Annotated in this window: 23 protein-coding genes; 16 read left to right on the top strand and 7 right to left on the bottom strand. The window is 51.3% G+C overall.

Annotation, left to right across the window (positions count from 1 at the left end; translation table 11 throughout):
• Positions 1 to 6: 6 nt before the first annotated feature.
• Positions 7 to 2346, bottom strand: coding sequence for a cation:proton antiporter domain-containing protein (locus ACN4EK_RS11690; RefSeq protein ID WP_431658054.1), 2340 nt, complete (start codon positions 2344 to 2346; stop codon positions 7 to 9).
• 226 nt (positions 2347 to 2572) lie between these two features.
• Here ACN4EK_RS11690 and ACN4EK_RS11685 point away from each other — a divergent pair, with 226 nt between their 5' ends.
• Positions 2573 to 3520, top strand: a complete 948-nt coding sequence (locus ACN4EK_RS11685; RefSeq protein WP_431658053.1) for a M23 family metallopeptidase — start codon at positions 2573 to 2575, stop codon at positions 3518 to 3520.
• 107 nt (positions 3521 to 3627) lie between these two features.
• Positions 3628 to 4173 (top strand): late competence development ComFB family protein, encoded by a 546-nt coding sequence (locus tag ACN4EK_RS11680; protein WP_431658052.1) that lies wholly within the window; start codon positions 3628 to 3630, stop codon positions 4171 to 4173.
• Between the two features lie 97 nt (positions 4174 to 4270).
• Here the strand turns inward: ACN4EK_RS11680 and ACN4EK_RS11675 are convergent, their stop codons facing one another.
• Positions 4271 to 4960, bottom strand: coding sequence for a L,D-transpeptidase (locus ACN4EK_RS11675; protein ID WP_431658051.1), 690 nt, complete (start codon positions 4958 to 4960; stop codon positions 4271 to 4273).
• Between the two features lie 720 nt (positions 4961 to 5680).
• On the opposite strand from ACN4EK_RS11675, the gene ACN4EK_RS11670 reads away from it, so the two are divergent.
• The 4 genes from ACN4EK_RS11670 to ACN4EK_RS11655 all read left to right on the top strand — a co-directional run bounded on the left by ACN4EK_RS11670 (position 5681) and on the right by ACN4EK_RS11655 (position 8046).
• Entirely contained in the window at positions 5681 to 5842 is a 162-nt protein-coding gene (locus ACN4EK_RS11670; RefSeq protein ID WP_431658050.1) for a hypothetical protein, read from the top strand.
• A 181-nt stretch (positions 5843 to 6023) separates the two neighbouring features.
• On the top strand, positions 6024 to 6683 hold the full coding sequence (locus ACN4EK_RS11665; protein WP_431658049.1) for a sigma-70 family RNA polymerase sigma factor: 660 nt from the start codon (positions 6024 to 6026) through the stop codon (positions 6681 to 6683).
• 176 nt (positions 6684 to 6859) lie between these two features.
• Positions 6860 to 7441 carry an anti-sigma factor family protein gene (locus ACN4EK_RS11660; protein ID WP_431658048.1) on the top strand — a complete coding sequence of 194 codons (582 nt, stop codon included), beginning with the start codon at positions 6860 to 6862 and terminating at the stop codon, positions 7439 to 7441.
• Between the two features lie 329 nt (positions 7442 to 7770).
• Positions 7771 to 8046 carry a hypothetical protein gene (locus tag ACN4EK_RS11655; RefSeq protein WP_431658047.1) on the top strand — a complete coding sequence of 92 codons (276 nt, stop codon included), beginning with the start codon at positions 7771 to 7773 and terminating at the stop codon, positions 8044 to 8046.
• Positions 8047 to 8071: 25 nt separating this feature from the next.
• On the opposite strand, the gene ACN4EK_RS11650 is transcribed toward ACN4EK_RS11655, so the two are convergent.
• On the bottom strand, positions 8072 to 8530 hold the full coding sequence (locus tag ACN4EK_RS11650; RefSeq protein ID WP_431658046.1) for a gamma-glutamylcyclotransferase family protein: 459 nt from the start codon (positions 8528 to 8530) through the stop codon (positions 8072 to 8074).
• A gap of 142 nt (positions 8531 to 8672) precedes the next feature.
• Between ACN4EK_RS11650 and ACN4EK_RS11645 the strand changes: the two genes are divergently transcribed.
• The 8 genes from ACN4EK_RS11645 (at position 8673) to proB (ending at position 16905) form a co-directional block, all read left to right on the top strand.
• Complete coding sequence (locus tag ACN4EK_RS11645; RefSeq protein ID WP_431658045.1) at positions 8673 to 9608, top strand: NAD-dependent epimerase/dehydratase family protein; 936 nt, start codon at positions 8673 to 8675, stop codon at positions 9606 to 9608.
• A gap of 9 nt (positions 9609 to 9617) precedes the next feature.
• Positions 9618 to 10781 (top strand): F420-0:Gamma-glutamyl ligase, encoded by a 1164-nt coding sequence (locus ACN4EK_RS11640; RefSeq protein ID WP_431658044.1) that lies wholly within the window; start codon positions 9618 to 9620, stop codon positions 10779 to 10781.
• A 155-nt stretch (positions 10782 to 10936) separates the two neighbouring features.
• Positions 10937 to 12292 (top strand): N-acetyltransferase, encoded by a 1356-nt coding sequence (locus tag ACN4EK_RS11635; protein ID WP_431658042.1) that lies wholly within the window; start codon positions 10937 to 10939, stop codon positions 12290 to 12292.
• A 5-nt stretch (positions 12293 to 12297) separates the two neighbouring features.
• Positions 12298 to 12771: a Holliday junction resolvase RuvX gene (ruvX, locus tag ACN4EK_RS11630; protein WP_431658041.1), complete on the top strand. Its 474-nt coding sequence runs from the start codon at positions 12298 to 12300 to the stop codon at positions 12769 to 12771.
• Positions 12772 to 12891: 120 nt separating this feature from the next.
• Positions 12892 to 13461 (top strand): DUF3727 domain-containing protein, encoded by a 570-nt coding sequence (locus ACN4EK_RS11625; RefSeq protein ID WP_431658039.1) that lies wholly within the window; start codon positions 12892 to 12894, stop codon positions 13459 to 13461.
• A 19-nt stretch (positions 13462 to 13480) separates the two neighbouring features.
• Positions 13481 to 14560, top strand: a complete 1080-nt coding sequence (mltG, locus tag ACN4EK_RS11620; RefSeq protein WP_431658038.1) for an endolytic transglycosylase MltG — start codon at positions 13481 to 13483, stop codon at positions 14558 to 14560.
• A 357-nt stretch (positions 14561 to 14917) separates the two neighbouring features.
• Positions 14918 to 15439, top strand: a complete 522-nt coding sequence (locus ACN4EK_RS11615) for a YqeG family HAD IIIA-type phosphatase (RefSeq protein WP_431658037.1) — start codon at positions 14918 to 14920, stop codon at positions 15437 to 15439.
• 353 nt (positions 15440 to 15792) lie between these two features.
• Positions 15793 to 16905: a glutamate 5-kinase gene (proB, locus tag ACN4EK_RS11610; protein WP_431658036.1), complete on the top strand. Its 1113-nt coding sequence runs from the start codon at positions 15793 to 15795 to the stop codon at positions 16903 to 16905.
• Here proB and ACN4EK_RS11605 read toward each other — a convergent pair.
• Positions 16896 to 17681 (bottom strand): response regulator transcription factor, encoded by a 786-nt coding sequence (locus ACN4EK_RS11605; RefSeq protein WP_431658035.1) that lies wholly within the window; start codon positions 17679 to 17681, stop codon positions 16896 to 16898. The genes proB and ACN4EK_RS11605 overlap by 10 nt on opposite strands.
• Before the next feature lie 279 nt (positions 17682 to 17960).
• Here ACN4EK_RS11605 and ACN4EK_RS11600 point away from each other — a divergent pair, with 279 nt between their 5' ends.
• Positions 17961 to 18209: a DUF6761 family protein gene (locus tag ACN4EK_RS11600; protein WP_431658034.1), complete on the top strand. Its 249-nt coding sequence runs from the start codon at positions 17961 to 17963 to the stop codon at positions 18207 to 18209.
• A gap of 127 nt (positions 18210 to 18336) precedes the next feature.
• Here ACN4EK_RS11600 and grxD read toward each other — a convergent pair whose 3' ends face one another.
• The 3 genes from grxD to ACN4EK_RS11585 form a co-directional block, all read right to left on the bottom strand.
• Entirely contained in the window at positions 18337 to 18660 is a 324-nt protein-coding gene (grxD, locus tag ACN4EK_RS11595; RefSeq protein WP_431658033.1) for a Grx4 family monothiol glutaredoxin, read from the bottom strand.
• Positions 18661 to 18727: 67 nt separating this feature from the next.
• Positions 18728 to 18985 carry a BolA family protein gene (locus ACN4EK_RS11590; RefSeq protein ID WP_431658032.1) on the bottom strand — a complete coding sequence of 86 codons (258 nt, stop codon included), beginning with the start codon at positions 18983 to 18985 and terminating at the stop codon, positions 18728 to 18730.
• A 200-nt stretch (positions 18986 to 19185) separates the two neighbouring features.
• Positions 19186 to 19776, bottom strand: a complete 591-nt coding sequence (locus tag ACN4EK_RS11585) for a hypothetical protein (protein WP_431658031.1) — start codon at positions 19774 to 19776, stop codon at positions 19186 to 19188.
• A 269-nt stretch (positions 19777 to 20045) separates the two neighbouring features.
• Here ACN4EK_RS11585 and ACN4EK_RS11580 point away from each other — a divergent pair, with 269 nt between their 5' ends.
• Positions 20046 to 22130, top strand: coding sequence for a S8 family serine peptidase (locus tag ACN4EK_RS11580; RefSeq protein ID WP_431658030.1), 2085 nt, complete (start codon positions 20046 to 20048; stop codon positions 22128 to 22130).
• Positions 22131 to 22132 lie beyond the last annotated feature (2 nt).

The following is a 22132-nucleotide window of genomic DNA, read 5'->3' as shown; positions in this document are numbered from 1 at the left end:
CCCCCTTTACAAATCGGTAGCTTGATCCGGCGGCACTCGCTCCCGGATCGGTTCGCTTAAGCTGATCGGCACCGCCATTAACGCTGTGGGTTTGGGCGCGTGGGGCGCAATCCACCGGCTGGCTTGTGCCAGGGAATAAAAGCCACCACACAGTAACAGGCGATCGCCCGCCTGAATATCACTTTTGCCGTGGGGGAAGCGAATGAATTTGCCCTCCCGCCGAATTGCCTGGACTAACACCCCAAACTGGCGGCGAATATGCAGTTCTTCCAACGTTTTCCCTACCACGGCACTATCCTCTGGCACAAGTAACCACTGACAGGAGGCGTTGTCTGTGGGAATGGTGGCACTCCCTTTTGCCAGTTCATCAAATGCCGCCAGTTCATCCGGTTCCCCGACGATGAGTAAGCGATCGCCCGCCTGCAAGATGATTTTGCTATCCGGGTAATCCATCTCTTCCCCCGTCGATCGCTGGATTGCCATTAAACTAACGCCCGTCAGCCGCCGTAAATGAGTTTCCTCCAGGGTCATGCCAATTAAGGGCGAGTTATCTGGCAACGCGTACCAGCGATTGCCCATATCCTGCGTCGCCGCTTTGAGTTCCCGTGACACTTGATAGGACGGGCGATCCGATCGCAGTTCCTGATAACGCGAGCTGCGGATCTGTTGGACTTCTCGCTGAATTACCGGCAACGGTAGCCCAATCCCCGTTAGAAGGTGAGATGCCAACTCCAAACTCGCCTCAAAGTCGGGCTGCACCACTTCCCGCGCCCCTAGCTGGTACAGCAGTTCAATATCCTTATCCTGATTTGCCCGTACCACCACATCCAGATCGGGAGTTAGCCCCAATGCCCGTTTGACACAGAGACGACTACTCATGGGATCAGGTAAGGTAATCGCCATCCCCTGGGCTGTACTCACCCCAGCCTTTTCCAACACATGCAAACTGGCAGCATTCCCGTAAATATAAGGCAGCCCCGCCTCGCGCAATTCTTGAATCCGTCGTTCCGATTGATCAATCACCACAACGGGATAGCTGTGATCCTGTAACAGTTGGACAATGTGATGACCGACTCGTCCATACCCACAGACCACCACATGCCCCTGGGTCGGCAGGTCTTCTGATACTGCGATCGGAAAATCGGCTCCTTCTAAATAGGCTTTCAACCAGGGAATGGATGCTGCCCAATCCAAGAGGGGCGGCACTAACCGGAGCACAAACGGAGTCAGTACCAGGGTAACTGCTGTCGTCCCCAGAATCAGCAGATAGACCCGGCGAGACACTAACCCTAATGACTGCCCTTCACTGGCTAACACAAAGGAAAATTCCCCAATTTGCGCCAGTCCCAACCCCGTGATTAAGGCAGTCCGCAGAGGATAACGAAACAACCGCACCAGAGGCGTAACAATCAAAAACTTGCCGACAAACACCAGGGCAACCAACCCCAGAATCAGTTCCAGATTGTTCCAGAGAAACACGGGATCAATCAACATGCCGATCGCGGCAAAAAATAGCGAGGCAAAAATATCCCGCAATGGTTCCACATAGGTCAGGGTTTGGTCGGCATATTCGACTTCAGAGATCATCAGGCCGGCAACAAATGCCCCCATTTCGATCGACAGCCCCATGTGTTCGGTCAGCAGCGCAATCCCCAGGCACAGAGCCACCACCCCTAGCAGGAATAATTCCCGGCTTTCGGTTCGAGCGAGTAACCGGAGTAAGGAGGGAATCACCCAAATGCCCGCCGCGATCGCACCCAAAGCAAATAAGCCAGTTTGCAACAATGCCCAACCGACCGCTAGACCGATTTCCTCGATCGGTTTATCCAACGCTGGCAGCACCGCCAACATTAAGCCCAATGCCAGGTCTTGTACCACCAAGATGCCTAACATTACCTGACCATGCGGGGTGCCCGTCTCATTCCGTTCCATCAACCCCTTGAGTACCACTGCCGTAGAGGACAGCGATAAAATGCCGCCCAGAAACACGCCTTGGGCAGGAGAAGTCACCCATCCCATGCCAACGGCGGCAAGAGCCGTGATCAGAATGGTCAGCGCCATTTGCAGCGCTCCCCCACCCAAACTGATTTTTTTAACCTTATTTAATTCTGAGAAGGAAAATTCAACGCCTAAGGCAAATAACAGAAAGGCAACCCCAAACTGAGCCAGGGTTTCGACTTGGATCAGTTCTTTAATCAGCCCCAACCCAGTTGGCCCCACAATCATCCCAGCCAGTAAGTAGCCTAACAGGATGGGTTGCCGGAGCAAGGCGGCAAACAAGCCCCCTGCGGCAGCGGCTGCCAGTACCAATACCAAATCAACAATTAGCCTAAAGTCTTCTTGCACAGATTTTTTATGGATATTAAGAAAAGTATTACAGGGTATAAACTTCAGAATACAAAGTTTTTTAGATCACAGGAAACCACAGGAAAGATTTGTTTCTCACGGATCACTCCCCGATCGCAGAGTAAGAGATCAAGAGTATAAGAAGAGATGCCCTACCACCTGTTCTAGCTTGCGCATAGGGTTGTTTGATCACCATACCAGCCGCACTTAATTCGTTGAATGACCGATGACTAGCCTATTTGCTCTCAGCCCATCGCCCAAACAGCCAAGTACCCTACCCCGATCGCGGTTCTCCAGACTGACGGCAACTATCCCATCCTGGACAGCCACGCTCGTTAGTTTGACTGGAGCGACGATCGCCTTCGCTGTAGCCGATCCGGCTCACGCCTTGCGAGTCCAGGTGACACCCAGCAATCCGCAGTTGGGCGATACCTTAACGGTGATTGCAGAATATGACAATCCAGCCATCAGTGCCACTCCAACGGTAACGCTGGGCAATCAGACGCATCAAACCTTCCTGATTGGGGCAAATCGGTTCCGGGCACTCCTACCAACCACTCCCCTCAATCGTCCGGGCAACCTGCAAATTCAGGTGACAGGCGAGGGGGAAACCAAGATCGTCACAGTCGCCCTCCGCAACCGCAATTTTCCCACCCAGTCCATTTGGCTGCCACCCGGAAAAGGCGACGATGGGACAGATTACGAATTTGATTTAGTCGATGCGTTTAAAAAATTGGTGACTCCCGAAAAATATTGGCGGGGAGCCTTTCTGCGACCTAACCAGGGAGAAGTGACTACCGTCTATGGAGTGCGGCGATATTACAATGGTAAATTTGCTCAAGATTATTACCATCGTGGGGTAGACTATGCGGGGGGACATGGCTCTCCCGTGGTTGCCCCTGCGGCGGGACGGGTAGCGCTAGTGGGTCGAGAAGCCCAAGGGTTCAAAATCCACGGCAACACGATCGGGATTGATCATGGGCAAGGAGTTCTCAGTATCTTTTTGCACTTGAGCCGGATTAACGTCAAAGAAGGGGATATGGTAAACGTCGGACAGGTGATTGGCACCGTGGGCTCAACGGGCGCTTCCACCGGACCACACCTGCATTGGGGCTTGTATGTTCAGGGGCAATCGGTTGATCCAGTGCCCTGGCGAACCGCAGGCTTCGAGTAACATTTTTTTTTAAGCTTTGATTAAGTCGTTCCGGTGTGAAAATTCTAAGGCAAGATCATGCAAGGCTACTCATTCGACCAACTAGCGACGTGCAGTAGAGAGACACTATGAGCATCGAGAAGATTGTGGAACAGGCCCTACAGGACGGCTACCTGACTCCCGCTATGGAGGCAGAGGTAGGGCGAATTTGTGATACTGCGTCCGAGTTATCGATCGAGGAATATATGGCACTCGATCGCCTGATGGGAGCCCTCCTGACGGGCGAGGTGGTGGCAGTGCCACGGAAGCAATTTATTAACGTCATGGAAGAATTAGTGTTGACTGAGGCGATCGCCAGAGTGGCTGAAATCGAAGCGACGAGCGATCGCACCTTAGACTTAGGGGACATTGCCGCCTATGCCCTTAACCGCCTCCCACCGCTTTATGCCACCACCGAGGAAGGGGCAAACTACCAGCGCCAGCGAGCTAAAGAAGAGCTGCAAGGCTTAATTGCCCATCAAGTGGGTGAAGCGATCGCTCGCAATCTCGATCGTCCCGAATTCTTCCCCGAACGGCAGGCGATCGGCAAGAGTTCCGGTGATGAAATCCTGACACAGGTCAGCAGCCTACTCCAGGCTTACGCCCCTAACTTTGAACCCCAGCCAGAACCTTAATCGGCTGCCTGCCATTATTTCCACATCTTCGACAACAGCGGGTTTGGCGACATGTCTCACCCGCAAGTTTTTGTGCCGTTATCTATACCAGTTCTACCTAAGGCTGCACCACTACAGGAGTTCCAATCGACACCTGTTCATATAGGGCAATTACATCGGCATTCCGCATCCGCAAGCAGCCATGCGACACGGCAGATCCAATTAGTTCCTCCTGGTCGGTGCCATGAAAGCCAATCTCCAGTTGACCATCCGACCAAAACCCCAGCCAGCGTTTTCCTAAGGGATTGCCATCTCCGGCGGGAATAACTTCCCCCGTAATCGGATGCACCCAGTCGGGCTCCCGTTCCATCATGTGAATCTGAAACGATCCGGTTGGCGTTTCCCATCCCGCTTGCCCGATCGCTAACGGATAACTGGCTTGTAATCGCGACTGACGATAGACATAGACCTGACGATCGCTTAAATCCACCAGTAGCGTCGGGGAATTCGCGGCGATCGAGAGGGGTGAGCGAGATGCCGTTGCCGATGTTGTCCCCTTAGCAGAGGTGGTGGGCGGCATTAGGCGACGACTACCGTTAGCCGCTTGCCGTTGAGAGGTGAGAGTCGGCAATCCTGGAGGAGAGGTGCGATGGGCGGTTCGTAAAGATTGCCCAGGCAACAACGCAATTCCTGTCCGAGACCTTACTCCACTCACCTGCCATTGGGCTAACAGCAAAACAACGGCAGTGCCCATACATAGCCACATCATGCTGCGAGGCAAAAATTCATCTTTTGTCTTTACAGACATGTACCGCTAATTCTGTAAACGCAATTGAGCCTTTTCTCGATCGCCGCCTAGTGGTCAGTCAATTAATCATTGACGGGTCGCTAAAACCCAGGTTGTTGATTGAGGTTGAATTTTGCAGGTCTTCGACCCGTCAAAATTTTCCTGACGGAACACTAGTCAGTTAAGCATCTTTGATCGGGCAGCCACACCCTACCTGAGAAAGAATTTTCCCGCGATCGCACCTTGCTGTCCTTAGTCTACCCTGCAAGCAACGAAAATAAAGGCTAACAATAGAATTTCCTTCATCGGGGTAATTGGTTCGATTTCTCTGTCGTTATGCGGACGATCGCCGTCCTCTGCATCCCAGCCCTTCGATCCTGGTGATCTCTCGCAGAACTGGAGTTTATCAACCTAAAATCTTGGGATTTTTACTGTAGATCGATCAATGTAATTAAGGAAAAGTAAATAGGTAAGTTCCCCAGCAACCGTTAGCCTGAAACAAAGCTGAACTACTATTATTCGTTACGTCCGTAGTCATTAATTTTTCAATCAGGATTTAACAGTTTCTGAATTTATTCTTAGAGTTCCCAGGGCACTATGGGCACCTAAAGCGCATAAAATGCGTCCAACGTGCGTATAGATTCAGTAGATGGCAGACCTGGAATATTCACTCGGGTCTTGTAGTTGAAGTAGAATTCGTCGCCGATCCAGCGTCGCGATGCAAGTGTAGGAGAGGTTGTAATGTTTGACAAACTAATTTTGGCAGCCGCCGTAACCTTTGCAATAAACCTGTTTGCTGGGATCAGCGTTCAGTCCACGGCTCATCAACCAGAGTCAACCATGCGATCGGCTCAGTCAGTTCAACCAAGCGTAAGGCTGGCAAAACACTTAGCCGATCGCTAAAGTCAACCCAGGTTTCCCCACGTCATGCCATAGGTAGTGCGTCATCAGCAATGACTACAAACTATTGCAACTACCTACTGACATAGGTCATTCATTCGCAGAAAGGTCTACCATAGTCACGGGAACATTTACGGATTGAGCGGAGTCACTAAACCAGGAATGTTTAGAGCAAATTCCGCCCATGAGCTACTCTCTTCCTGTATCCTGGTCAACGGTTGAAGCGACAGCCGCCCAAGTGCCAGTGCAAGCCGAAAAACTCTCTAACTACGATCTGATTTTGCAATGCCAAACTGGGCATCGTCCGGATAGAGCCGCGTTTGCGGAACTCGTGCGGCGATATCAGTCCCATGTTGAGCGTGTGCTGTACCACCTCGCACCGGATTGGCAAGACCGAGCAGACTTGACACAGGAAGTATGGATTCGGGTTTACCGGAATATCCATCGCCTGAATGAGCCTGGGAAGTTCCGGGGATGGTTGAGCCGAATTGCGACTAACCTGTTCTATGACGAACTGCGGAAGCGCAAACGGAATGCTCATCCCTTGTCTCTCGATGCGCCCCTCTCGGTGGACGATGGAGAAATGGATTGGGAGATCGCCTCCGATACCCCTGGTCCGGATGAAGATTTAACCACTCGCGAGTTCTACGACCAACTCCGTGATGCGATCGCGGATCTGCCCGAAGTATTTCGCACGACGATTGTCTTGCGAGAGATTCAAGGCATGGCGTATGAAGAAATTGCTGAAATTACGGGGGTATCGCTGGGAACAGTGAAATCCCGGATTGCGAGAGCCCGTCTTCGACTTCAGTCTCAGTTACAAAACTATCTAGATGGGCAATAATGCTCAAGCAGTGGTTTGTGAGGGTGCTTTGGTAAATCGAAATGCTAGCTACAATTTCACTCTGTAGTTTGACGCATGATCAATCTGATCTGAAGAAAGATTGTTTTTAGATAACAGATTGTTTATTCTTCTCATCAAACGCTGGGTGTACTCCGTAAACGTTAAGTGATGTTGCGATGACGTCTGACTTTAACTCACACAATTCTGACCGTCAGCCCTTCTCGGCTGAATCTGCTCATCAGCCTCAACGGTCGATCGACGTAGTCCAGCGCGATCGCTTCGAGATGCTGAGTGCTTACCTGGATGGCGAAGTCACTGCCGAAGAGCGCAGGCAGGTAGAGGAGTGGCTTGCCAACGATCCCACAGTGCAGCGACTGCATAGCCGATTACTCAACTTGCGTAGTGCCTTCCAGTCCATGCCTGTGCCTTCCTCTGAACAATCGGTTCAAAAGACAGTGGATGCCGTATTTGCCAAGGTTGATCGTCGCCCCCGGTTGTCGGTGATTTGGGGTGGCGCGGCGATCGCAGCGATTTTAGTCGGTGCTGTTACTACGGTGTTTATGGGCGATCGTGGTCCTCTCCCCCAACTGGCTCAGTCCACGCGGCAAGAGGCTCCAGTGGCATCAGACAATTCTGAACCCTTATTGATTGCTCTGGATAAACCCCTCGTAGCAATTCCTAAGACTCCCGTATCTACCCCAGTGGAATCAGCGCCAACTACCCGGTTAGCGCCAGATACCAACGATAATGTGCGTTAACCTCACAATTACCTCTCACGGCAGATGATGAGTAGCAATAGGGTGATCAGGATAGGCAAGTAGAACGTAACCTGATCGCCTTAGCTGCATTCAATTTGGGCGATCGCGCTCCCTGAGATAGAACGTACTAATTGGATCCAGTCTGGAAAAGGTGATTAAGAACACTTGATGAAGATGGCTGAGGTCTACCTTTTAATAGAAAAGAGCTTCATCAGGTAGACAGACGGAAGAACTGACCAGAAATTACATCCTAGTGAGGACGCTCTGCTGATCTAGATTTTCCCCTAATATTCTGAGGGCAGGGCCAGACATTCTAGTGGTAGTTGGTTATGGATCCTGACAGGGAAAATTGGTTAGAAGCTGCCCTTTACATTGCTAAAACTGAAGAAATTCAGAAAAGAGCGGCTGCAATTGACAGCAAGTTAAAAGCAGCCCTTGACGATTTTGAGGCAGAAGCAACTCCGCTAGAGCCAGAAAGCTCTTCACAAGATTCTCAGAAGATCGTCATAGAAGATGCTGACGTTTCCGATCCTTCTACCTCTGACCTGGAGGTAACGCCGGTAGAGCCACCATACGAGCAAGTTTTGATTTTAATCTGGCAGTGATCTTAGCCGTTGCTATGGCGCTAAATTAACCAGACTGCACTTGAAGCGGAGTAGCCTGTTCTTGCCAGCGATCGCGTCGATACAGCACTCCACCTAAACGATCGACCTGATCGTTCGTCATCAGATATGCCCAGGCAGTGCCGATCGCTTGCTGCTCTAAATTCATAATGGGGATCGATCGCCGCTGGTACTGCAACTTTGCCGCTGGATAATTGGGAACTAGCTGCTGCAAGGCGATCGGATCATGCTGTTCAAACTGATCCAGAATCACTAATGCTGTTGGATCGGTAAACGAAAATAGCATTCCGTGAATGGAACGATCGCCCTCTAGCGTCAAAGCGGGATACCCAAAGGGCAACTGATACAAGCAACCCTGAACGATCGCCGGTTGGCTGGCAACCACATACGCCTCGCACACCCGATAATTTCGTTCTCCAGGTTGCAAGGTTCCATAGACAAATAGGTGAATCAATGAGTCGTCCACGGCTACCGTTCATTGAGTGAATTGATATCTTCTCAGTATAAAAAGCTGAAACGCCGAGAAACTGCTAACTGATGTACCGAATCGCGTCCAAAGGCAACCTTCATCCTAAGATAGAAGGTTGTTGTCAGAGGGGACGCTGGGTATGCGGATTTTAATCATGGGAGGCACCCGATTCATTGGGGTTTACCTGACCAAACTGCTGGTCAAGCAGGGACACGAAGTAGTGCTATTTAACCGGGGCAACAAACCGGCTCCGATCGCAGGCATTCAACAAATTCATGGCGATCGTACCAATGCCGATGAGTTAAAAGCCAAGCTGAGTGGACAGTATTTTGATGCCATTTTTGACAACAACGGGCGAGAACTGAGTGATACCCGTCCCTTAGTCGAAGCCTTCTGGGGACGACTGGAACACTTTATCTATATGAGTTCGGCTGGGGTGTATCTCAAATCGGATCAAATGCCCCATGTGGAAGGGGATGCGATCGATCCCAAGAGTCGGCACAAAGGGAAACATGACACCGAAGCCTACCTGACCGAACATGATCTGCCCTTCACCGCCATTCGTCCCACTTACATCTATGGGCCGCAGAACTACAACGATTTAGAAGCCTGGTTTTTCGATCGGATTGTCCGCGATCGTCCGATTCCCATTCCCGGCAATGGCTTACACTTCACCCAGTTCGGGCATGTACAGGACTTAGCCCAAGCTATGACCAACGTTTTAGGCAATGCCAAAGCCCAGGGGCAAATTTATAATGTGTCCGGCGATCGCTATGTCACCTTTGATGGGTTAGCCCGAGCCTGTGCCCAGGCGGCTGGCAAAGATCCGGCAAGTCTGCAAATTGTCCATTATGATCCCAAGCAATTTGACTTCGGCAAACGCAAAGCCTTCCCGCTGCGTCCCCAACATTTCTTTGCCTCAATCCAAAAAGCCATGCGCGATCTGCATTGGCAGCCAGAATATGATTTGGTTTCCGGTCTGCAAGACTCTTTCCAGAACGATTATTTGGCATCAGGACGGAACAAGGCAGAGATTGACTTTTCGACAGACGACACTATTTTGCAAGGGGCATAGAGGTTAGCAGTGGAAACGATCGGCATTATTTTAGGAGTCCTGATTCTCCTGGTGCTTCTGTACCTGCTGGGCTTGGAGATCCAATATCGTCGTCGCCCCGGCAATAAATTAATCATGACCGTTGGAGACTGGCGGATGGCAGTCAAACGTCCCCAGCACTATCAACTGGTGGGCGACCTGGAGTTGATTAACCGCACCAAGCACCTGGAAATCATGGTGCCGGAGGTCAAAGCCGAGGTGACGCTCCTATCGGGCGGTAGCTTGGAGCAGGTGACCTGTAGCGCTCGCATTATCCCTTGCCATCCCGATGAATCAGCCAGAGCCGATGGCTACTGGTTTGCTTACATTGTCAAAATTGGTAAGCGGACACGGGTGAAAGTAATGATCGATATTGAGGGCTATGACCTGAGCAAATTAAAAACGGCTTGGATCCGCGTCCACTACCTCACCTATGGGCCCCAGGGACGGATTCCCAAAGTGCGGCATGTGATTGTGCCGTTCCACTACCCCCGTCCCACCGAATCAATGAACTGGCGATCGGCAGAGGGAGCCGATGTTCTCCCGATCAAAACCCATCTGCTCACCCCACTCGATACCCCCGTCGAGATTGTTAAGCGCTATGTGTTACCCCATGCCAAACCGGGGGATATCGTGACGATCGGGGAAACGCCGATCGCCATCATGCAAGACCGCTTCCACCATGCCAGTACCGTTAAGCCAGGTTGGGTGGCAACGCGTCTGTGTTACCTGTTTCTGCCTACCTCCAGCTTGGCAACCGCCTGTGGCATGCAATCCCTGATTGATATCGTCGGGCCGGTGCGAGTGCTATTTGCCTTTTTGGTGGGGGCACTCGCCCGATTGATTGGCAAACGTGGCGTTTTCTATCAATTGGCAGGGGAGCAAGCCCGTCTAATTGATGATGTTACCGGCACGTTACCTCCCTATGATCAATTTATTGTCCTGGGACCTGCCGATCCGCAGCAGGTTGTAGACGAGATCAAACGAGAAACTGGATTATCGGCGGCGATCGTGGATGTAAATGACCTCAGAGCCGTCAAGGTGCTAGCCGCTACAGCCGATGTTGCCTTACCACTCTTGCAACAAGCATTGCTGAAGAACCCAGCCGGGAATGCCGATGAGCAAACTCCGGTTGTCCTCATCCGACCCACGTAGCACTCACTATAATGTTCCGGTTGGCTCAATGTCGGCGTGAGGTTTGGTGAAATCACGAACTGTCCGGACGGGTTCAGCGAATAAAGCGTTTAGAATGTAGGGATAAAAGATTGCAATTTAACAATTTACCCGGCTGGTTGCAGCCATTGCTGACAATGACTCAAGCCCTCCCTAAACAGACCGTTCTAATCCGTCCGGCACACTATCGCGACTTGGACGCGCTCGATCGCTTGTCTGGAGAAGCACCTGAGGTCGATTGTCTGACTTACTCCATCGCCCCTGACCACCCCCTCAAACCCACACAGCGGCGATCGGGACTGCTAAAAATTCTCGGCTTCCTGTTCTATCCCATCCAAAATCTTTACTGCGCCTATGTGCCAGGTCAGGATGACACCCTCCAAGGCATGATCCGGGTTTCACCGTTTAACCGCACCCGGAGTACCTGGCGGGTAGATCGGGTCGTGGTCAGTGAACAAACCCCCCAGCCAACTCCAACCCGATCGGAAGCCACCGTCATCGCCTCTGACACCTCCCATCGGTCAGAAGAAACAGCCCCTAAACTCAGCCGTTCCTATATTGGCTCCCAATTGTTGCGGTACTGTTTCGAGCATGTGCGCGAATCCCGAACCTGGCTACTAGAGGTTAATGTCAACGATAAGGAGTTGCTGGCACTCTATCGGCAAAATGGGTTTCAACCCCTGGCACACATGACCTATTGGGAGATTGCTGCCGATACCTTGCGAGAATTGGCAGACCGGGAGCCGGATCTCCCGAACCGCCTTCTGCCTGTGAGTAATGCCGATGCCCAATTGCTCTATCAACTCGATACAGCCGCCATGCCTCCGCTAGTGCGGCAGGTGTTCGATCGCCATATTGCGGATTTTAAAACCAGTGTGTTTGGCTCCTTAATGCAGGGGATCAAGCATTGGTTGAGCCATTTAGAAGTGGTGAGTGGCTATGTGTTTGAACCCCAACGGAAGGCCGCGATCGGGTATTTTCAACTGCGGTTATGTCGGGACGGCGACCAACCTCACCAGGCACAATTGACGGTGCATCCTGCCTATACCTGGCTCTATCCCGAACTGATGGCAGAAATGGCACAGATTGCCCAGGAATTTCCCCAGCAATCCCTACAACTCGCCTCCTCCGATTATCAGCCCGAGCGGGAAGAGTATTTAGAACGGCTAGGAGCTAACCGGATTGCCCATACCCTGATGATGTCGCGATCGGTGTGGCATAAGGTCAAAGAATCCAAATCCGCCATGGAAGCGTTGCAACTGTCCGAGGTATTGCAAGGCTTTCAGCCAGCCCGCAAGCCTGTTCCCGGACGGATCACCTTACTGCGATCGGTAAACCTACCTCCCGAAATTGCGAATGCTGGAGACATCAACTCGGGCAATCGGCAAGTACCGGGAACCGGAAAACCCGCGCCGCGATCGCACAAGTTGCTGCCGGATCTCTCCTCCAATACGGACTTCTCGGAACCGCCCCAAGAAGGACCTTGTTGCTAACTCAAATGGCATCACCATTCATTTCAGCCTTAGGGCTAGATGTCGGCAAGAAGCGGATTGGCGTGGCAGGCTGTGACGGGACTGGATTAATTGCCACCGGGCTTACCACGATCGAGTACCGCTCTTTCCAGCAAGTTCTGAGTCAGTTACAGGAGATTGTACGGGAACGACAGGTGCAAACCTTAGTGGTTGGGCTGCCTTACTCGATGGACGGTTCCCTGGGATACCAGGCACGCCAGGTGCAAAAGTTTGCCACTGGCATGGCTAAAGCCCTCGATCTCCCCCTGGAGTATATTGATGAGCGGTTGACCTCATTTCAAGCCGAACAATTGCTTCAGGCGCAACGCCTTTCGCCTCGGGAGCATAAAGGCTTAATCGATCGCAAAGCAGCGGCGATTATTCTGCAACAATGGCTGGATGAACGCCGCCAGCAGGCAAAATCATCCAGTTTTCACCCCCCAGCATCAGACTCGATCTAACTCAGTCTTGGCAGAAGACTAGATAGGCAACCAATGACGTGCGATGATTTGGGAGGTTTAGCGTATCCGTAAAATTTTTCAGTATTAGGATCATGAATGCGACGTTAGGAGAGCGTGGGAATGGCTGAAGACACGTTTGGTATGGCTGAAGAATCAATGGTATTAACCGATGAAGCAGGACGCACGATCGCCTGTACGGTTGAGCGCTACCTGGAGATTGAAGAACAACAATATGCCCTGTTGCTACCCCTGGATGCGCCGATCGAAATCTTCACCTGGGAGGAAGATGCCGATGATGAGGATGCCATTCCCGTTGAAGATGAAGATTTGATTGATACCCTCTTTCCCATTGCCAAAGCGGTACTTGAAGAACAGAATCTCACCCTGAAGCGGACGGCGGTCGTGCTCACGGTGGAAGGGGAATTGCCAGAGTTTGACCAGGAGGACGAGGAATTGACAGAAGTGCTGTCTGAAGAGGGCGAGGCGATCGAAGAATTGCAATTTTTAGCCAGCTTCTATCATGAAGAGCAGGAGTATGCAATTTATGCGCCCCTTGATCCCTGCTTTATTCTGGCTCGGATGGATGATCAGCACCAACCACATCTCCTCTCGGATGCAGAACTGGAAACCCTGCAACCTATGTTAGAAATGATTGAAGATCAATTATTCGACGAGTTTGAGTCCGCGTAACCTCCAGACCTCCCCTGATATGGCGCAGCGCCCTTCCAAATGGTTGATTTTCCTGACAGTGGTCTTCGCCGGTCTGGGGGTTGCTGCATGGCAAAGTTGGGCTTGGTGGACAACTGCGATCGCGCCGATGTCTGCTAATCCCAATACTCAACCATTGATTGTCACCATTCCATCTGGAACCTCCGCTCAAGAAATAGGGCAAACCCTGGTTGCTCAAGGAGCCATTCGTTCAGTCACTGCCTGGAATCTATGGACCCGTTGGCTCAGTAGGAACAACGAAGCAGGTGGATTTCAGGCAGGTACCTATCAGGTATCTCCAACTCAATCACTCCCCGAGATTGCGGCTAAAATCTGGGACGGAGATGTGATGCAACGCAGCTTCACCATTCCCGAAGGGTGGTCGATTAAGCAAATGGCCGCCTACTTTGAGCAACAGCAGTTCTTTTCTGCCAACGATTTTCTGGCGGCGGTAAATCGATTCCCCATCCGTGAATATTCCTGGATACCAACCCCTCCGGCTGAGGCTATGTATGCCCTAGAGGGCTATCTGTATCCAGATACCTATCAAATTGCCGCCGGTGGTGCAGTCACGCCGGATGCCATTATTCGGCAAATGCTCGATCGCTTCCAACAGGTTGCTATTCCGCTCTATCAACAATCCCGGAAGCAAACCTCATTAAATTTCCAGCAATGGGTGACGTTGTCTAGCATCGTCGAGAAGGAAGCAGTTGTCCCCACCGAGCGGGAATTAATTGCTGGCGTGTTTTGGAATCGGCTACAAAAAGGCATGACGCTCGGATCGGATCCCACCGTTGAGTACGCCTTGGGCATTCGGCAAACTCCCGATCGCACCCTCACCTGGACAGAAGTCAAAACCCCGTCTCCCTACAATACCTATGTCAATGCTGGGCTGCCGCCCACCGCGATCGCCAGCCCTGGACTGCCTAGCCTCAAAGCCACCCTACAGCCCGCCAGCACCGATTATCTCTACTTTGTCGCACGTTATGACGGGACGCATGTGTTTAGCCGCACAATGGCAGAACATCTAGCCGCTCAAGATACCATCCATGACCAGCGAGAACGCCAGCAGCCGAATTAGCCTGTACTCTGTTAGTCGATCGCCAAGTTTGGGTAAGACTTAATTAACTACGATCAATTGGCAATCGCTAGATTCTATGAATTGGCAAAGTTAGACCGCATATTTACCCTGTGGTCTACGGATAATTTTGGAGTCGTCCTTCTAGGATTAGATATCGCCCGACGGTTTGACATGCAACCACAATCCTATCTTGGGTTTGTGTAACCTCCGCCTGATGGCAATCTGCCCATGAATGGCAAAATTCCCTATGCTTGAAGCGAATTCCTCCTGTAGAGTGAACTAAGATCAGTATTTGTACTCACTAATCTTGCCTGTAGCGGCAGTTTATCCTCACTATCATCTGACACCATATTGGCTATGTCCTGGGGCAAACTTTTACAACCAAATCTGATTCTATCGGGCAGTATTCTGAAACTCACCCCCGAACTCCTCCATCAGCATCATTTGCAGGGTTTAGTCCTGGATGTCGATGAAACATTAGTCCCGTTTCGGATGGCAGATGTCTCTGAGGAGCTCCTACCCTGGGTCGAGTCAATTCGCCAAATTGCCCCACTATGGCTAGTAAGCAATAACATCAGCGAAGCGCGAATTCGCCGGATTGCCAAAACGCTCAGTCTACCTTACATTGCGGGAGCCGGAAAACCCTCGCGGCGTAAACTCCGACGAGCCGTAGAGGCGATGGATCTCCCTGTAGAGCAGGTTGGCATGGTAGGCGATCGCTTGTTTACAGATGTCCTGGCAGGCAACCGCTTAGGCATGTTCACCATCTTAGTGGAACCTATGGTGGATCCAAATGCCACCATGCGCCGTTCCTCCTTACACTCTTTGGAAGTCTGGATATCCCAAGCCCTGGGAGCATCCTTTGTACCCCACAAATAAACGTAAAAATTATGAAACAGGTTGACACAAAACATGATGATTTTTTATAAAATAAAATATGAAGAAATCTTTATGAATAATTCAGGTGGATGATGTAAAGCAATGCATACAAAACCTGACAAATGACGACAGAACAAAACATAAAGAAAAGATTACGAATACCGGACATCCGGAATATTCCTGTCATGCTGTATGAAGTTCAAATGGGGTCAGCCCATAAAGACCCTAACCATAAATCGCTATAAATACTAAAGCGAAGCGCTGAACCTTAATTGATAAAGGTATCGGCGCTTCGCTGTGTCTATGGCAACTTGGATTGCCCGACGTATCGCCCTGGCTCCCTGCATCCTCGTATGTCCCAAACTCTGGTGATTAAAATTGGTACCTCTAGCCTGACCCAACCGGACACAGGACATTTAGCCCTCTCCACGATCGCGGCACTCGTGGAAGTGATTAGTCAGCTTCGGGAGCAGGGCAACCGCATTGTGTTAGTCTCCTCCGGTGCGGTGGGGGTTGGCTGTGCCCGCTTGGGTTTAACCGAACGCCCCCGCACGATCGCCCTGAAACAAGCCGTTGCCGCTGTCGGCCAGGGCCGCTTAATCCGCGTCTATGATGATTTATTTACTGTATTGCGTCAGCCGATCGCCCAGGTGCTATTAACTCGCAGCGATTTAGTCCAACGCAGTAGCTATCTCAATGTTGAACGCACCTTTCAGGAATTGTTAAATTTAGGGGTTGTGCCGATCGTCAACGAAAACGATACGGTCGCCGTGGATGAGTTGAAGTTTGGCGACAATGATACCCTGTCTGCCTTAGTCGCCAGCCTGGTACGGGCAGATTGGCTGTTTTTGCTGACGGATGTCGATCGGCTCTATTCCGCCGATCCCCGCCGAGATCCCACGGCTGAACCGATTACGTTAGTCAGCCAGATTAGCCAACTAAAAGCCCAGGTACAAATTGGTGGACAGGGTTCCCAGTGGGGCACAGGTGGCATGATGACCAAAATCTCCGCTGCCCAAATTGCCACGGGGGCGGGAGTCCGAACAGTGATTACGGAAGGACGTTCTCCCCATAACATTCCAAAGATTTTGCAAGGAGCCGATCTTGGGACTCAGTTTGAACCCCAACCCCGCCCGATTAGTGCCCGTAAACGCTGGATCGCTCACGGGTTAGTTCCAGTTGGCAAGCTGTATCTGGATGATGGTGCCGTCAAGGCAGTACGAAATGCTGGAAGGTCATTGCTCCCGGCGGGCATTATTCAGGTGGAAGGTGAGTTTGATAGCCAGGATGCCGTTATTCTTTGCGATCGTACAGGGCAAGAGATTGCGCGAGGCATTGTCAACTACAACAGCAGCGAATTACAGAAAATCCAGGGATGCCAGAGTGACGCGATCGCAACGGTGCTGGGCTACCCCGGGGCAGAAACCGTGATTCACCGGGATAACTTGGCACTCAGTCAGGAGTGATTGGCTCGTTCTCCCACCGCTAACCGAGCCAAGGGTCGAGCTAAGGTTTTTTGGTGAGATGGATAATCATTCGCTGGCTCATGGGGCTGGACTAATGCCTCCAGATTCAGGCGATAGCCCACATTCCGCACCGTTTGAATCAGGCTGGGCTGCCGGGGATCGGTTTCAATCTTCTTGCGCAGCGATAGGACATGGGTATCCACGGTTCGGGGATTATCAATCTCATCCGGCCAGGCTCGACGCAGTAACTCCGATCGACTAAGCGGTGAGCCACTCGCCTGTGCCAAAACATACAATAAACTAAACTCTTGGGGCGTTAATTCTACGAGTTCTCCCCGATACCGGACGCGCCGATGCACTAAGTCAATCCTCAGATCTCCATATTCCAGGGATGCAGGGGGCAGCATGGGCTTCCGTCGTCGCGTCAGGGCTTCTACCCGCGCTAGAAACTCTCGCATCCCAAAGGGCTTGGTCAGATAGTCATCGGCGCCAGCTTTCAGTCCAGCAACGATTTCCGCTTCCGTGTTTCGTACAGACAGCATCAGGATCAGACACTGTTGCTGTTGTTGTAACCATCGACAAAATTCAATCCCATCACCGTCGGGTAACTCAGAATCAAGAATGACCAGAGTGGGTTGACGTTGTTGGAATACTTCAACCGCTTGGCGGAGGTCAGCCGATTGATAGACTGTATAGCCAGCTTGTTGCAAATGCCATCCCAACAACGATCGGAGATGGGGGTTTCCCTCAGCAATTTGAATACAAAGAACTCCCACAGAGGCACACGTCCTTCCGATGTGTGAGTTAACCATAACAGAGGCTTTCATTTGTATTTGTAATCGCTGCTACCCCCAGGGTAGGGATGACCACCCGTATGGAGGAACAAGAACTCGACGGATTAACGTTAAAATGAAAACAAGCGCTCCTGGTTTGAGAAGCCATTCTCCAAACGGGAAACTCAATTCCCATCTGGAATAGCGCAGAAGCTGCCAATTGATTCCTTAGTTAAATTCTGCTATCCAACTTCTGCCCTTACTGTCTCCCAATCGCAAACCATGTTGCAGGACACACTGACCATTCGCCATTACCAGCAGTTAACCGACTCCCTGGTCGAACTATGGAATCGGGGTTATCGCTATGATGATTTACGGATGTACGTTGATGGCTATCTAGCCGCCCTTCGGCACACTAACGTACTGGAACCCTATCTGATCCATCGTCTGGAAGATGAGGTGACGCGTTATATCTACGATCCGTCGAATTTTGAAAACCCTAACCCCGCGTCCGAGCGAGACTACTACTAACTGAGCAATAACGGTTGACACCCCAATCTCCTGTAGCCCTTTGTGGGCAACAGACTACAGGAGAGGGGATAGTACGGCGTGAAGAACGAAAGAGAAGTCGTGATCGCAGGAGATGCGATCGCTCACTTTAAGAGGCTAGAGCTACTTCCACCATTTGTTGCAGTTCGCCATTCTGATAAAGCTCAATCATGATATCAGACCCCCCAACGAACTCACCATTGATATAGACCTGGGGAATGGTTGGCCAGTTTGAGTATTCCTTTACCCCCTGACGAATTTCGGGATCAGCCAGGACATCCACGGTTTCGTAGGGGACACCTAAGGTGTTGAGAATTTGCACGACATTATTGGAAAAGCCGCACTGGGGCATGAGTTTACTGCCTTTCATGAACACCAGAATTTTATTCTGCTGAATCAGGCTGGAAATCCGAGTGTGAGCGTCTGTAGTCATAGTTTGATGCGTAATGGTGTAATAGCGGGTCACGGTCAAGAATCAAAGAGTCTATGCGCCCAGAGGATCATTGGCTTGTGGCGGTTGCCCAAGTCGTGGGGGTATAAGTCTTGAGTGCCAGTGCATGAATCGCTTCCGTAGACATTGCCTGCTGCACAGCTTTATAAACCATTTGATGCTGTTGGACTCGTCCTTTCCCTTCAAACAGGGACGAAACCACAGTGACCTGGTAGTGATCACCACCACCGGTCAGATCCTGAACCTGGACTTGGGCATCGGGTAGCTCAGATCTAATCATCGCTTCTACCTGATCCGGATTAATCATCCACCCTCCTTAACGTATGCTGAGCATCCTAAACAAACGGTTGGCAGCAGATTCAGCCTCAGTAGGTCATCGGCAATGCCTACCGATCGCCAGCCTCCTGCCCTTAGTCTAATCGTTAACCGCACTCGACAAACCGCTCACAGTGAACCATATATCCTCCGCAAGGATGAAATGGTAATGTGGGCAAACTTAGCTGTTAACTAAGGTGTGGCTGAAGATTGCTCGGCTCGGGGAAATGGAGTATCGACAAAGCCCAATTCAAATAACTGTTGGTAGGCCTTTTTGCCCAAATCACGGGTAGGCTGTTGGCTGCGGACGATTTGCACTAACAATGGCACCGCCAATTCCGGTTGCTTTTGAGCCCGATGGACTAAAGCCAGTTGATAGGTTGCCTCATCCCGCATCTGTGCCGTTTCCAAGGCTTTCCGCCGCTGGCTATCTGCCACCCGATTATCGATCGCGGAAAAGCTCCCGGCTAAATCCTGGTAGAAGTTGGACAATTGATTGAACACTTGCCGAGCTTCTTGGAGCTTCTTGATTGCCGCCGTATAGTTTTGGGCAGACACCGCCCCATTCGCTTCTTGCATTAACCGTTGACCACCCTGAACGCTAAGGAAACCACTCTCTTGAGTGACTGGACGCACCACATTGGGATCATTTGGATCGATCGGTTGAGCTTGATCAGGCCCCGTTGGCAATGCCTGTGCTTGAACGTTCATTGGTCTAAACACGATCGTAGCAGTCAGCAGGGACAACGAGGCTAAGCCTGTAATGTAGAAGGGACGAAGCATACCAAGGGGTTCCATGAGGGCAGATTTTGACAAGAGTTGCGCAAAGAAAAATAGATCTAATCTTTTCTTTATAGATCTAAACCCTCGTATCTTACCACCCTGATTCCTGTATCCACCGCTGCCGATCCGCCAAAGCTAAGACATAGTAAGCTTCCAAATAATTTGGAGTCTTGAGTATCCCGATGAGCGCACAATTGTGTGACTTGATTTTATTTTTTTGGGCTAGCGTGGAATAACTTAAATCCTAGCGATTCACCCAAGGTAGCTCTATGACTGGACAAGCCCCACTGAACCCCACGCCTGAGCCAGCCCCTGGTACAACAATGCCAGAGTCCAGTGTAGGTCGTGTCCTTCAGCGAGGAGGCGAAGAGTTATTACTACAAAAGGTAGAAGACCGATTTGTGGTCAGTACCACTGACTCCGATGCCTTAGCGAATTTAGTGCAGCAGTTGCCAGCGGAACTACAGCCCACCTCTGGACTAGAACAGTTAACCGAGATCGTAGTTGATCCAGCCCAACGGGATCAGGTGATGCAACAGGTCAGGCAATCTGAGCAGATCGACTATGCCACCCATGTTTACCAACTCCAAAATAGTCCTGATTCTCGCATCTATTTGACCAATCAAATTACGATTCAATTTGCTCCGACCGTTCCTCCATCCGCGATCGGGCAAATTGCGTTGGAGTTCGGCTTACAACAGGTCAAACCAATTGAAGGGCTTGCCAATGCCTTTGTCTTCCAAAGTACGGCGGCAGCGACTGAAAATCCCGTGAAAATTGCCAACCGCCTTATCCAGCGATCGGAAGTGATGGTAGCAGAACCGAATATTGTCATCCCGACTCAGTCTTACTACCGCCCTAAAGATCCGCTCTATCCCAAACAGTGGCATTTAAACCACTCCGGCGGCACTGGACTCGCTGCCAACTCCCATATTTTTGCTGAGAAAGCCTGGGACATTACGCGCGGTGTGCGATCGATCATCGTGGCGGTCATGGATGATTCCGTCGATCTGAATCATCCCGATTTTCAAGGGGTCGGTAAAATCGTGGCACCCCGCGACTTTAAGGACAATGATTTTCTACCTTTGCCCGGTGAACCTGAAGATAATCACGGTACAGCCTGTGCGGGTGTGGCAGTAGCGGAAGAGAACGGCAATGGCAGTGTCGGAGTCGCTCCAGGCTGCGCCCTGATGCCAATTCGGACTACCGGATATCTGGGTGACGAAGATATGGAACGGTTGTTCAACTGGGCGATCGACAAAGGAGCCGCCGTGATTTCCTGTAGCTGGGGAGCGGCTGCTAACTACTTCCCGTTGTCGTTAAGAGTCAGTGCCTCTCTGACCCGGGCAGCCACAAAGGGACGCAACGGTAAAGGCTGTGTGATTGTGTTTGCGTCTGGCAATTCTAACCGTCCGATCAATGGCACTGTCAATGAACAGGGATGGCCCAATAATGAACTGCGCGGTTCTACCCAGTGGTTAAATGGATTCGCCATTCATCCCGATGTGATTGCGGTCGCGGCATCAACCAGTTTGAACCGAAAAGCGGCTTACAGTAACTGGGGGGCAGAAATTTCTGTCTGCGCTCCGAGTAATAATGCGCCCTCAATGGTGCCGCCCGATGCGTATGACACCTATGCAGGCTTGGGAATCGTGACCGCTGATCGCACCGGGTATGAAGGGTATGACCCAGGTAATTTCACTTCCGACTTTGGCGGCACTTCCAGCGCCTGCCCGGTGGTTGCCGGAGTCGCCGCCTTAGTTCTGTCTGCCAATCCCGATCTGACTGCCACCGATGTGCGGCAAATTTTGCAACAAACCGCCGACAAGATTGTGGATCAAAACCCTGATCCGCAACTGAAGTTACGCAAGGGCACCTATGAGACAAGTGGACGATCGGAATGGTTTGGCTACGGTAAAGTCAACGCCTTTAAAGCCGTCCAGGCGGCAGTTCAGCGTCAAGCCGCCGCGATTGCAGGTTCTCGCCAAATTCGCCAAGCCAATTCCACCCAGGTGGCGATTCCGGATTACAACCTTCAAGGGGTCACCAGTACGATTCAAATTACCGAAACCAGCCTGGTACGAGATGTTCAGGTTACTGTCGCGATCGATCACAGCTTCATGAGCGATCTCGAAATTAGTTTAACCAGTCCATCGGGACAAACCATATTGCTGCAAGGACGAACGCTGGGGGTGAGAACAACTCTGCAAGCCACCTACTCCCCGCAAACGACTCCCTTGCTGAAACGATTCTTTAACCAACCCGCTCAGGGGCAGTGGAAATTAACCGTGGTCGATTATGCCCAAGGCGATACTGGCAGCCTGAAAACCTGGGAACTCCTGCTCAAAGTATGAGC

The organism is Pantanalinema rosaneae CENA516, from assembly GCF_050753385.1.
Classification (GTDB): Bacteria; Cyanobacteriota; Cyanobacteriia; order Leptolyngbyales; family Leptolyngbyaceae; genus Pantanalinema; species Pantanalinema rosaneae.
Note: the sequence above shows the minus strand (reverse complement) of the source record. Positions and strands in the feature narration are given on the sequence as shown.

What these genes read in the sequence shown, in the direction of transcription:
- ACN4EK_RS11685 (WP_431658053.1), top strand. Translation starts at nt 2,573, where the DNA reads ATGACTAGCCTATTTGCTCTCAGCCCATCGCCCAAACAGCCAAGTACC.
- ACN4EK_RS11680 (WP_431658052.1), top strand. Translation starts at nt 3,628, where the DNA reads ATGAGCATCGAGAAGATTGTGGAACAGGCCCTACAGGACGGCTACCTG.
- ACN4EK_RS11675 (WP_431658051.1), bottom strand. Translation starts at nt 4,960, where the DNA reads ATGTCTGTAAAGACAAAAGATGAATTTTTGCCTCGCAGCATGATGTGG.
- ACN4EK_RS11670 (WP_431658050.1), top strand. Translation starts at nt 5,681, where the DNA reads ATGTTTGACAAACTAATTTTGGCAGCCGCCGTAACCTTTGCAATAAAC.
- ACN4EK_RS11665 (WP_431658049.1), top strand. Translation starts at nt 6,024, where the DNA reads ATGAGCTACTCTCTTCCTGTATCCTGGTCAACGGTTGAAGCGACAGCC.
- ACN4EK_RS11660 (WP_431658048.1), top strand. Translation starts at nt 6,860, where the DNA reads ATGACGTCTGACTTTAACTCACACAATTCTGACCGTCAGCCCTTCTCG.
- ACN4EK_RS11655 (WP_431658047.1), top strand. Translation starts at nt 7,771, where the DNA reads ATGGATCCTGACAGGGAAAATTGGTTAGAAGCTGCCCTTTACATTGCT.
- ACN4EK_RS11645 (WP_431658045.1), top strand. Translation starts at nt 8,673, where the DNA reads ATGCGGATTTTAATCATGGGAGGCACCCGATTCATTGGGGTTTACCTG.
- ACN4EK_RS11635 (WP_431658042.1), top strand. Translation starts at nt 10,937, where the DNA reads ATGACTCAAGCCCTCCCTAAACAGACCGTTCTAATCCGTCCGGCACAC.
- ruvX (WP_431658041.1), top strand. Translation starts at nt 12,298, where the DNA reads ATGGCATCACCATTCATTTCAGCCTTAGGGCTAGATGTCGGCAAGAAG.
- ACN4EK_RS11625 (WP_431658039.1), top strand. Translation starts at nt 12,892, where the DNA reads ATGGCTGAAGACACGTTTGGTATGGCTGAAGAATCAATGGTATTAACC.
- mltG (WP_431658038.1), top strand. Translation starts at nt 13,481, where the DNA reads ATGGCGCAGCGCCCTTCCAAATGGTTGATTTTCCTGACAGTGGTCTTC.
- ACN4EK_RS11615 (WP_431658037.1), top strand. Translation starts at nt 14,918, where the DNA reads ATGTCCTGGGGCAAACTTTTACAACCAAATCTGATTCTATCGGGCAGT.
- proB (WP_431658036.1), top strand. Translation starts at nt 15,793, where the DNA reads ATGTCCCAAACTCTGGTGATTAAAATTGGTACCTCTAGCCTGACCCAA.
- ACN4EK_RS11600 (WP_431658034.1), top strand. Translation starts at nt 17,961, where the DNA reads ATGTTGCAGGACACACTGACCATTCGCCATTACCAGCAGTTAACCGAC.
- grxD (WP_431658033.1), bottom strand. Translation starts at nt 18,660, where the DNA reads ATGACTACAGACGCTCACACTCGGATTTCCAGCCTGATTCAGCAGAAT.
- ACN4EK_RS11590 (WP_431658032.1), bottom strand. Translation starts at nt 18,985, where the DNA reads ATGATTAATCCGGATCAGGTAGAAGCGATGATTAGATCTGAGCTACCC.
- ACN4EK_RS11585 (WP_431658031.1), bottom strand. Translation starts at nt 19,776, where the DNA reads ATGCTTCGTCCCTTCTACATTACAGGCTTAGCCTCGTTGTCCCTGCTG.
- ACN4EK_RS11580 (WP_431658030.1), top strand. Translation starts at nt 20,046, where the DNA reads ATGACTGGACAAGCCCCACTGAACCCCACGCCTGAGCCAGCCCCTGGT.